Source organism: Pseudoxanthomonas sp. 3HH-4, from assembly GCF_006716465.1.
Taxonomy (GTDB): Bacteria; Pseudomonadota; Gammaproteobacteria; order Xanthomonadales; family Xanthomonadaceae; genus Pseudoxanthomonas_A.
This window is the reverse complement of record NZ_VFPB01000006.1, coordinates 225,299-236,001: the sequence shown is the minus strand read 5'-3', so window position 1 is coordinate 236,001 and position 10,703 is coordinate 225,299. Positions and strand designations below refer to the sequence as shown.

Here is a 10,703-nt window from a genome sequence, read left to right as displayed (position 1 = left end):
AAGCGCAGGTGCTCCTGCATGGTCTTGCCGCCGATGGTCTTCTGCGCGTCGTAGACCTTGAACGCCAGCGGGTTGTCCGAGCCACGGCCTTCGAAGGGGATGCGGCCGATGCCGGGGAAGTATTCCTGGGCGCCGATGAAGGGCTGGGTGCTCATGATGCGGGGTCCTGTGGTTGTGCGTGATGTACGTGGGGATGTCAGCCGCGCTGCAGCGGCGTGAGGGCATCAAGGTGCTGCAGGAAGCGGCGGTAGGCCGCGGCATAGGCCTGCGCGCGGGTGGGATCGGGGGTGGCGGACAAGGCCGGGTCGGTGGCGACATGGGCGCGTGCGATGTCGGCGATGGACGATGTCTCGCCGCGCGAACGGCCCCATGCCCACAGTGCCTGCAGTGCCGCACCGAAGGCCGCACCCTCGGCCTGCACGGGCACATCGACCGGCAGGCCGAACACATCGGCCACCAGCTGGCGCCATGCCGTGCTGTTGCTGCCACCACCGGTCAGCACGATGCGCTCGAAGCGCATGCCGGCGCGGACGAAGGCATCGAAGCCGTACTTCAGGCTGTAGGTCGCCCCTTCCATCGCGGCGCGGTAGACGTGCGCCGGGGTCATGTTGGTCGTATCCATCCCGGCCAGCACACCCTTGCCGCGCGGCAGGTCCGGCGTGCGCTCGCCGTTGAGGAAGGGCAGCATCACCAGGCCATCCGCACCGGGCGGCGTGGCGTGCAGGTGGGCATCGCCGTCACGCGTGCTGAAGCCGAACAGCATGCCCACCTGTTCGGTCGCCACGGTGCAGTTCATCGTGCAGATCAGCGGCAGCCAGCCGCCGGTGGAGGAGCAGAACGCGGCCCAGGCACCGTCCGGGTCGACCACGGGGGTGTCGGAATAGGCGAACAGCGTGCCGGAGGTGCCCAGGCTCATCGCCAGCCTGCCCTCTTCCATGCAGCCGGTGCCGATGGCCGCCATCATGTTGTCGCCGCCGCCGACGGCGACCTTCGCCGTCGCGGGCACGCCCAGGCGCGCGGCAGTCGACGCATCGATGTCGAACAGCGCATCGGGTGCGGCGAACGGCGGCAGGCAGGCGCCCAAGTCGCGGTCCGCATCGGTGGCACGCAGCAGCTCGGCCGACCAGGTTCGCGTGCGGACATCGAGCCAGCCGGTGCCGGAGGCATCGCCGTACTCGCAGAAGCGCTGCCCGGTGAGCACGAAGTTGAGGTAGTCGTGCGGCAGCAGGATCGTCGCTAGCCGGGCGTAGGCGTCGGCGCGGTGCTTCTTCGTCCATGACAGCTTCGAGGCGGTGTAGCCGGCCAGGATCGGGTTGCCCGCAAGCGCGATCGTCGCTGCCGAACCGCCTACCGCGTCCATGATCTGCGCGCACTGGGCCGTGGTGCTGGTGTCGCACCACAGCTTGGCGGGAGCGAGTACTTCGCCCCGCGCATCCACCGGCACGAAGCCGTGCTGCTGGCCCGAGACCGATAGCGCGACGATGCGCGCACGCACGGCCGGATCGATGCGGTCGAAGCAGGCCTGCATCGCCGCAACCCAATCGGCCGGGTGCTGCTCGCGGCTGCCATCGTCGCCACTGATGAGCTCCAGCGCTGCACTGGCCATAGCCACGAGGGTGCGCGCGGCGGGGTCGTAGACCACCACCTTCAGACTCTGCGTGCCTGCGTCGATTCCGGCGACCAGACTCATGGGAATGCCTTCTTCATGCTTCCACCAGCGCGCCGTCGCGCAGTCGTACCGTGGCAGAGGTGCCCGCGGCGAGTTCAAGATCGAGCGTGCGGCCTGCATGGACCAGCTGGTAGCGGCCGCCCTTGTCCGAATGCAGCGTGGCGCGTGCGAGTCGCCCTGCTTTCCATGAAAGATCCAGGCGCGCCGCATTGCGCACGCGCACGCTCTCGAGTTCGCCGTCGCGCCATGACGACGGCAGCGCAGGCAACAGGAAGATCGATCCGCCCCAGCTCTGCACCAGCATCTCGACGATGCCGGCGGCGCCACCGAAGTTGCCGTCGATCTGGAACGGTGGATGCGCATCGAACAGGTTCGGGTAGCTACGCTGCGGCGACAGCAGCATGCGCAGGATCTTCAGGCTGTGCTCGCCATCCCACAGGCGTGCCCAGAAATTCAACCGCCACGCGATGCCCCAGCCGGTCGCCTCGTCGCCACGGATCTCCAGCGTGCGTTGCGCGGCACGGGCGAGGTCGGGCGTGTCGCGCCGGTTGATCTGCGCGCTGGGATGCAGACCGTACAGGTGCGAGACGTGGCGGTGGTGGATCTCGGGCACCTGCATGTCCCAGTCCTGCTGCCATTCCTGCAGCTGCCCGGCCTTGCCGACCCGGTTGGGCGGCAGCTGGGCGCTCAGCGTGGCCAGGCGCGCGGCGAAATCGGCGTCCACGCCAAGCACGCGCGCCGCCTCGATGCACTGGCCGAACAGATCGCGCAGGATCTGCGCATCCATCGTCGGACCTGCACAAATCGCTGCGCCGAAAGGATGTTCGTTCTCCGGCGACAGCGACGGTACGGTGACCTTGTGCCCGGTCTGCGGATCGTCCTGCAGCGTCTCGACGAAGAACTGCGCGGCGCCCTTGAACAGGGGCCAGACCTGCTTCAGGTAATCCGTATCGCGGCCGTAGTCCCAGCGGTCCCACAGCGCCTGCAGCAACCAGGCGCCTCCTGTCGGCCACAGCGCCCAGCGCGCGCCATCCGGCGGCGTGGCCGCGCGCCACAGGTCGGTGTTGTTGTGGAGCATCCAGCCACCGGCGCCGTACATGTCGCGGGCGACGCCGGCACCGGTCTTCGCCAGTTCCTCCAGCATGCGCTGCAGCGGCTCGACGCACTCGCCCAGGCCGTTCGCTTCGGCGGGCCAGTAGTTCATCTCGGTATTGATGTTGACCGTGTACTTGCTCTCCCACGGCGGATCCATCAGGTCGTTCCAGATGCCCTGCAGGTTGGCGGGCTGGCTGCCCGGCCGCGAGCTGCAGATCAACAGGTAGCGTCCGTACGCGTGGTACAGCGACACCATCGCGGGATCGTCGCCCTGCGCGAAGGCCGCGATGCGCTCATCGGTTGGCAGGTCGGCGGCCGCGGTGCGGCCCAGGTCCAGGCGCACACGATGGAACAGGCGGCGATGCTCGGCGACATGCTCGGCCAGGACGGCGTCGAACGCCTTGTTCTTCACCCGCGCCAGCTGCGTGGCGGTGATCGCGTCGGGATCGCCACTGATGTCGTCGTAGGCCACATGGCTGGTCGCCGCGACGATGCGCAGTTCCAGTTCGCGCACGCCATCGAAGGTGATCTGGTCCTGCTCCACCCGCACCTGGCCTTCGCGGTGCGTGACATGCACGCGGAACGCGAAGCGCAGGCGACCTTCGATGCCATGCTTGCCGACATTGCGGCCGCTGACGTGCCAGCCGCCCTCGACAACGCGCGTCGTCGTCGCATGTTCGTTGCCGGTGCGGATCCGGCCGATCATCGCGTCGCCGCCTTCGACGGTGTAGCGCACGACGATGCACTGGTCGACCGGCGAGACGAACACCTCGCGCCGGTGCACGCCGTTGCCGACACGGAACGTGGTGCGCGCGACGGCGGCATCGAGATCCAGCTCGCGCCGGTAGTCGGCCACCCCATCCAGGCGGTCGAACTGCAGCCACAGGTTGCCCAGTGGCTGGTAAGCCATCTGTTTCACCGGCCGCGAGATCAGGGTTTCGTCGGCCAGTGCCGCAGCTTCGGCGTAGCGACCGGCGAAGACCAGCTCGCGCACCCACGGCAGGCCCTCACGCGCCTTCGGATTGACCGCCGAATACGGCCCGCCCGCGTACAGCGTGTCCTCGTTGAGCTGCAGGCGCTCATGCGCCACGCCGCCGAACACCATCGCGCCCAGTCGGCCGTTGCCGACGGGCAATGCTTCCACCCAGACGCGCGCCGGCTGGCGATACCACAGGCGCAGCTCCTGCGCCGTCGTCGCGCCCGCCGGCGCCGCAGCGGCATCCCAGGGCAGTCCCGCCACCAGTGCACCGCCCGCCACGCCCTTGAACAGGGTGCGGCGACCGGGATCATGTGGCCCGGTGTCGACGGCGACCGGCGACATGCCCGGGCGCGGGGACTGCATCATCCAGCCCTCCCGGACAGGTGTTGTCTACCGGTTTCCATGGTGCCGCCCGACCACCCTGCTGTCATCGTGCAGTGCGGGGAAACCGCACGGCCTGCGCCTTGCCGTCGTAACGCACGGTGACGTCGGCCGCCGGTTCCAGCGTGCCGGCATCGGCGCGGGGACCATCAATGAAACGGACCCGCACCTCGCGGTTGGCGACCATGCCGGGATAGCGACCTTCGCGCGCGCCGATGCGCAGTTCACCCGCCTTTTCGTTCCACGCCAGCGGAATGCGGCTGGATTCGCCGCGCTCGTAGCCGTAGCTGCGACCGTTGTCCTCGTACAGCGAGAACGAGCCATCGGCACCGGTGTAGACCTCGATGGTCAGCGGTGCATCGGGCTTCTCGTCCACGTACTGCTGCACCACCGTGCGCGGCACGATGGCCCCGGCGCGGACGAACAGCGGCATGCGCTGCAGCGGCGCGGCGGCGTCGATGGTCTGGCCGCCGTCGTAACGCTTGCCGGTCTCGAAATCGATCCAGCTGGTGCCCGCCGGCAGGTAGACCTGGCGCGTGGTCGCCTTGAACGTCGTCACCGGCGCGACCAGGAACGCCGGGCCGAACAGGTATTGGTCGGCGATGTCGCGCACCTTCGGGTCGGACGGGAAGTCCATCGCCAGCGTGCGCAGCAGCGTGCCGTCCTGGTGCCAGGTGTCGCCGGCCAGCGTGTAGATGTAAGGCAGCAGCGTGTAACGCAGCTTCAGGTAGTGCACGAAGCTGTCGTAGTGCGGCGTGCCTTCCGGTGCGATCTCCCAGATTTCGCGGTACGGGAACTGGCCGTGCAGGCGGAAGATCGGCACGAACGCACCGTGCTGGAACCAGCGCAGGCTCAGCTCGCGCCACTCGGCCAGATGCGCCGGGTCCTTGGTTTCGTAGCGCCGTTCCGGGGAGAAGCCGCCGATGTCGAAGCTTACGTTCGGCGCGCCGGCCATGGAGGCGTTGACGAGGCCGGAGATCTGCTCGCGCAGGTCATCCCAGCGCGGCACGATGTCGCCGCTCCAGAACGCCGCGCCGGCGCGCTGCTGGCCCGCGAAGAACGCGCGCGACAGGATGAAGACGCGTTTGTCGGGATCCTGCTCGCGCGAACCGCGGTAGACGCCTTCCGAATGCACCAGCGGATACGAGTTGAAGAACTCCACCGACGGACCCAGCGAGGTCGGCGTGGTGCGCGCCTTGCGTTCGCCGATGTCGATGTTGCTGTGCAGGTCGGGCTCGCTGGCATCCAGCCACCACGCATCGAATCCTTTGGCGTTGAGCTTGCCGTTGACCTGGCGCCAGAAGATGTCCTGCGCCTCCTTCGAATACGGGTCATAGAACGAGTTGAGGTAGCCCTTGCCGATCCAGTCCAGCTCGCCCACTTCCACGTTGCGGTGGTACATGTGGCCGGCGGCATCGAGTTCCTTGTAGTTGGCCGTGGTCGGATAGAACTTCGGCCACACCGAGATCATGATCTGCGCGTGCTGGTCGTGGACGTGGTCGACCATGCCGTCAGGATCCGGGAAGTTCTTCGCATCGAAATCATGCGAACCCCAGGCATCTTCGGGCCAGTACGACCAGTCGAGCACGATGGCATCGATCGGCAGCTTGCGCTTGCGGTATTCGTCCAGCGCGCCGGTCAGCTCCGCCTGGGTCTTGTAGCGCTCGCGGCTCTGCCAGAAGCCGTACGACCACTTCGGCAGCAGCACGGCCTTGCCGGTCAGCGTGCGGTAGCCGGCCAGCACCTGGTCGGCATCGTCGCCGACGACGACGTAGTAGTCGATAGCCTGCGCGGCCTCGGACCAGATCGACAGGTCTTTCGCTTCGTCGGCGGGCAGCGGATCGCGGTGCAGCAGCGCGATGTAGGCCGGTTCGATGCGGTCCCACACCAGCTTCACCTTGTGCCGCTGCCCGGCCTTCATGTCCAACGCGAACTCGTGGTGCCACGGGTTCCAGTTCTGGCGCCAGCGGTCGATGACCAGCTTGCCGTCGATGTACAGCTTGGCGTACTCGCTGTTGTAGACCGAGAACGTATGCCGGCCATCGGTGCGCGCGGCGATCTCGCCCTCCCACACCACGTCGCTGCGTCCGCCCTGCGCCATGTTCTTGCCTGCGGCGGGGAAGTTCGCGAGGTCCTTGATGTACTGGTAGTTCACTTCGCTTTCGCGACGCTCGACCACCTGCTTCCCGTTGACGGTGTAGCGCGCGGTCAGCGCACCCGGCTTACCCTGCGCGTCGAACAGGTCCAGCGACGTGCCCAGCGGCTGCAGGCCACGCGGATCGCCATAGCGGGTGATCGCGTTGCTGTCCCACAGGATGCCGTAGTGGCGCGTGGAGACCAGGTAGGGAATCGCCTTGTCGATGTTGTGCTGGAGCAGCTCGACATCGCGCCCCTTGAGGTTCATCCAGCCCTGCTGGTGCAGGCCGGTGCCGTAGAAGGCTTCGTCATCCGGCGACTCGAAGCGCTGGCGGATGCTGTAGTAGTCCTTGCCCTCGAACGTTGCCGGAGAGAAGGTGCGCGCGCGCTCGGCGAGCAGCGGCTTGCTGGCGGCGTCGAAGAAACTGACCTGGCCCGTGCGGGCATCGACCTTCGCCGAAATGCCTTGCGTGCTGACCGTCACCTGCCCGCCGGCTTCGCCCACCTTCACCGCCGGCGGCGCACCGGTTTTCGCGCGCATCAGGCTGGGCGTGCGGGCGAAGTCGCCGTCGGGATCGGCCATCACGCGCAGGATGCCCGGCGCGACCGCTTCCACCTTCACGTCGGCGGCGGACGCGTCGGCGGGGCGCACGATCACGCCGTGGTCGATCTTCTCGACGGCCTCGTTGCCCGCGGCGTTGGCGCCCGCTGCAGCCAGGGCCAGCAGCGGCACCGTCAACGTCTTCAAGTAACCCATCGCTTGCTCCTCGTGGGCGCCCGCAGGCGTCCCGGTTCATGGACCGGCGGTACCGGCCCGTGGATCGTTCAGTAGGTCGCCAGCTTCACCCGCAGCAATTGCGGGACGCTGGAGAAATTGAGGCCGTAGTCGGTCTGGTCGCCATTCCAGCGACGGCGGAACACCCACTTGCCATCGACGTAGGTGCCCTCGTCGACGTAGTCGTAGATCTGCCGCGCGGCCAGCGCCGGATCGGCGGCGTGGATGTTGATGCGCGCATGCGCGCCGGTGACCAGGAATTCGTCCGGCCCCAGCTGCACCACCAGCGCGCGGCCGATGGGCTCCAGATTGCCGGGCGGCTCGCCCTGGAACCAGAACTGCGGCACGCCATACGTCACCACCATGTTCCAGCGGTCATCGATCTTCACCGTCTGCACCGCCTGCCCCGGCTGCTCGGCGGTACCACGCACCTTGCCCTCGAAGCTCGCCTGCGCGATGACGCGAGCCGCCGGCGTCACCATCGCGTAGTTCATCGCGAACGTGGCCAGCGTCTTCTCGTCCATGTGCTTGGCGCCGAGCGGCCAGTTGGAATAGCGCGAGTAGTCGATGCCGAACGGCGACCAGCCGATGGCCTGCTCGCCCAGTGCGGAGAAGAAGTAGCGCGCGTACTCCTCGCGGTTGCCGGTCTCGGAGACGAACAGCGGATTGTCCGCGCGCGCATAGCGGTCCAGCACCGTGGTGTAGTGCGTGTACTCCGGCATGTAGATGTCGGGCGTCAGCAGGTCGATGTGTGGCGCCGCGGCCTTGTACACATCCAGGACGTTGTCGGTCGGGCCACCACTGGCGTACTGGCCCGGCTGACCGGGATTGAATGGTCCGCGCAGCGCGGCGTTGATGTACATCGGCAGCGGATAGACCGCCTTGCCCGCCTCGGCCACCTGGTCGATGTAGTGCGCGATATGCCAAGCATGGAAGACCTCGTCCGCATCCGTGCCGAACACCTCGCGCCACGTGCCCGGCGCCTTGCCCAGTTTCTTCAGCAGGGCGTCGGGCACCGGTCCCTCGAACACCTTCTGCGCCAGCGGCGAGAAGTCGCGCACGCTGCCATAGGTGCCGGGCTCGTTCTGCGGCTGCACCAGGATGACGGTGCGCTGCGGATCCGCGGCCTTCAGGTGCGTCATCAGCGCGACGAAGGCTTTGCGGTCGGCGTCCAGCGTGGCCTGTGCGTGCGGCGACAGCGAGTTGAGCGTGCGCCCATCCGCCGTGATCACGCGCGGGAAGCGCGCATTGTCCAGCTTCACCCACGCCGGCGCGTAGTTAGGCCCGTTGTTCTTCCACGTCGCGAACCACAGCAGCACCAGCCGCACGTTCTTTTCGCGCGCCTGCTTGAGCAGCACGTCGACGAAGGAGAAGTCGAACGTCCCCTCCTTCGCTTCGACCTGTTCCCACGCCACCGGCACCATCACCGTGTTCGGCTTGACCACGTCGATCGCCGGCCACACATCGTCCAGTGCCTGCGGCCAGTTGCTGGAGTTGTTGACCTGCGCGCCCAGGATCAGGAACGGGGCGCCGTCGACCATCAGCGCATGGCGTCCGTCCTTGCTGACGATCTGCGGGATGGGGGCCTCGCCACCGTTGTGCGCATCCCCGGCCGGAGTGTCGCCGGTCCGCTTTGCCGCATCACCGGCACGCTCGCAGCCAGCGAGCAGCACACTGGCGACCAGCAGGCCGGCAAGCGCGGAAGAACGAAGCAGACGAGGCATCATCAACAAGACTCCAGGTTCACCAGGTGTCGCTGCGGAACGGCGAGGCCGGCAGCTGCTCGGTATTGATCAGGTCGGCGTCGACGGGGTTGTCAGACCACGCATAGCGCACGGCGACGGGGCGCGGGACCGCCGCACTGCGCACCACTACGCGTCCCTCCGCAAGCGAAGCCTCCGCCGGATGGAAGACCTGGTCCGTGCCGGCGAGCGCGAAGCCGTGCACGCGCGTGCCGCCACCGCGCACCGCCAGCCTGCCGCCCGCGCTGCCGAACTCGACATGTGCAGCACCGCCCTCGAAGCGGGTGTGCTGGGGCGTCGGGCCATGGAAGTCCACGGCTTCGCCGTACGCCACATGCCGTGCGGCCAGCGCCAGGCGCTTGCCGACGTCCTGCTTGTTGAGCGGATGGATGTCGTCGGGATTGCCGATATCGATCGCCACCGCCTGCGCGGTGCCCGGCATCCACAAGGTCATCGACTGCGACTCGCGCAACACAGCCCAGGGACTCTCGTCGCCCTTGTCGGTGCCGGAGGAGAAGTTGGCCAGCTGCACCCACAGGAACGGCAGGCTGGGCGCATCCCACTGCATGCGCCACTGCGCCCGCCACTGTTCGATCATCGCGGGGAACTGCCGGCGGTAGTGCAGTGCGTCCGCCACGGTGTTCGCGTTCGATTCGCCCTGGTACCAGATCACGCCGCGCAGCGCGTAGGGCTGCAGCGGATGGATCATCGCGTTGTACAGCAGGGTGGGATGCTGGTTCTTGTCGTCGACCAGGGCGACGCTGACGCGGGACGGCCGGAACGACCAGTCCGCCAACGTGCGCGGCGCAGCGCCCTGCGGCTGCACGAAGACCTCGGCCGCGTCGCCGTGGATGCCGCCCCCGCCGCCGAAGTCGGATACGCGCACGGCCACGTGATTGACGCCCGCATGCAGGGCCGATGCCGGCACAGTGTAACGGCGCGGCAGGTTGTACTGCATGTGCGTCTGGCCGACCTGGGTGCCATTGACCCAGGTGGTGTCGGAATCGTCGATGCGGCCCACGCCCACCGTCACGCCGGCGGCGGCCTCTTCGGCGGTCAGCGTGAACGTGGTGCGGTACCACGCTACGCCGTCCATGCCGTTCCAGCCTGCCGCTTCCCACAGCGCAGGCACCTTGATCGTGGTCCATGCGGACGCGTCGGTCCCGGCGGACTGCCAGCCTGCATCATCGGCGGGAAGATCCGGCCAGCGCGCGAGATTGCGGTGTGTCCGTGCCAGCGCCTGCTCGTCCTGCGCGCGCAGCGTGCTGGCCTGCTGGGCGAGCGCCTTTTCGTCCAGACCTTGCGATGGCGCGTCCATCCAGGCTTCGATGCGGCTGCCACCCCAGGTGCTGTCGATGATGCCGATCGGCACGCCGGTGACCTTGCGCAGTTCGCGCGCGAAGAAATGCGCCACCGCCGAGAACTTGCCTGCGGCCTGCGGCGACGAGGCGACCCATTCGCCACCTGCGAGCTGCGCCTGCGGCGTGCCGGCCCAGGACTTGGGGATCTTGAAATGGCGGATCTGCGGATCGGTCGCGCGCGCGATCTCCCCTTCCGGATCCGCCGACTGCGCGATCGGCCACTCCATGTTCGACTGCCCGCTGGCCAGCCACACGTCGCCCACCAGTACGTCCTGCAGCACGCGCGCGCCGGTGCCATCGTCGATACGCATCACGTGCGGTCCACCGGCGGGCAGCGCGGGCAGTTCCAGCGACCAGTGGCCACTGGCATCGGCCTGCGCCGCACCGTCGCGGCCGGCGAACGCCACCACGACGCGCGCGCCCGCGGCCGCCTGGCCCCAGACCTGCACCGGCTGGTCGCGCTGCACCACCATGCCATCGGCAAAAACGCGCGGCAGTTCGACGGCGTGTGCGGATGCACACACCAGCAAGCCGGCGAGCAGCATGCCGACACGGAAAGAAACAG

Annotated in this window: 5 protein-coding genes and 1 pseudogene; all 6 read right to left on the bottom strand. The window is 68.0% G+C overall.

Annotation, left to right across the window (positions count from 1 at the left end; all coding sequences use genetic code 11):
* Positions 1-155: pseudogene (locus tag FB548_RS17655) on the bottom strand (xylose isomerase); the annotation flags it as partial.
* 41 nt (positions 156-196) lie between these two features.
* Positions 197-1,690 carry a xylulokinase gene (gene xylB / locus FB548_RS17650; protein ID WP_142126106.1) on the bottom strand — a complete coding sequence of 498 codons (1,494 nt, stop codon included), beginning with the start codon at positions 1,688-1,690 and terminating at the stop codon, positions 197-199.
* A 13-nt stretch (positions 1,691-1,703) separates the two neighbouring features.
* Positions 1,704-4,085 (bottom strand): glycoside hydrolase family 95 protein, encoded by a 2,382-nt coding sequence (locus FB548_RS17645; protein ID WP_142126126.1) that lies wholly within the window; start codon positions 4,083-4,085, stop codon positions 1,704-1,706.
* 85 nt (positions 4,086-4,170) lie between these two features.
* A complete protein-coding gene (locus FB548_RS17640) occupies positions 4,171-7,017 on the bottom strand; it encodes a TIM-barrel domain-containing protein (protein WP_142126105.1) in 2,847 nt (948 codons plus the stop codon).
* A 68-nt stretch (positions 7,018-7,085) separates the two neighbouring features.
* On the bottom strand, positions 7,086-8,762 hold the full coding sequence (locus FB548_RS17635) for a DUF5597 domain-containing protein (protein WP_142126104.1): 1,677 nt from the start codon (positions 8,760-8,762) through the stop codon (positions 7,086-7,088).
* Between the two features lie 16 nt (positions 8,763-8,778).
* Positions 8,779-10,683 (bottom strand): sialate O-acetylesterase, encoded by a 1,905-nt coding sequence (locus tag FB548_RS17630; protein WP_142126125.1) that lies wholly within the window; start codon positions 10,681-10,683, stop codon positions 8,779-8,781.
* Positions 10,684-10,703: the final 20 nt, after the last annotated feature.

Excerpts from the sequence above, each read along its gene's own strand:
- xylB (WP_142126106.1), bottom strand. The coding sequence starts at position 1,690 with ATGAGTCTGGTCGCCGGAATCGACGCAGGCACGCAGAGTCTGAAGGTG.
- FB548_RS17645 (WP_142126126.1), bottom strand. The coding sequence starts at position 4,085 with ATGTCGCCGGTCGCCGTCGACACCGGGCCACATGATCCCGGTCGCCGC.
- FB548_RS17640 (WP_142126105.1), bottom strand. The coding sequence starts at position 7,017 with ATGGGTTACTTGAAGACGTTGACGGTGCCGCTGCTGGCCCTGGCTGCA.
- FB548_RS17635 (WP_142126104.1), bottom strand. The coding sequence starts at position 8,762 with ATGATGCCTCGTCTGCTTCGTTCTTCCGCGCTTGCCGGCCTGCTGGTC.
- FB548_RS17630 (WP_142126125.1), bottom strand. The coding sequence starts at position 10,683 with ATGCTGCTCGCCGGCTTGCTGGTGTGTGCATCCGCACACGCCGTCGAA.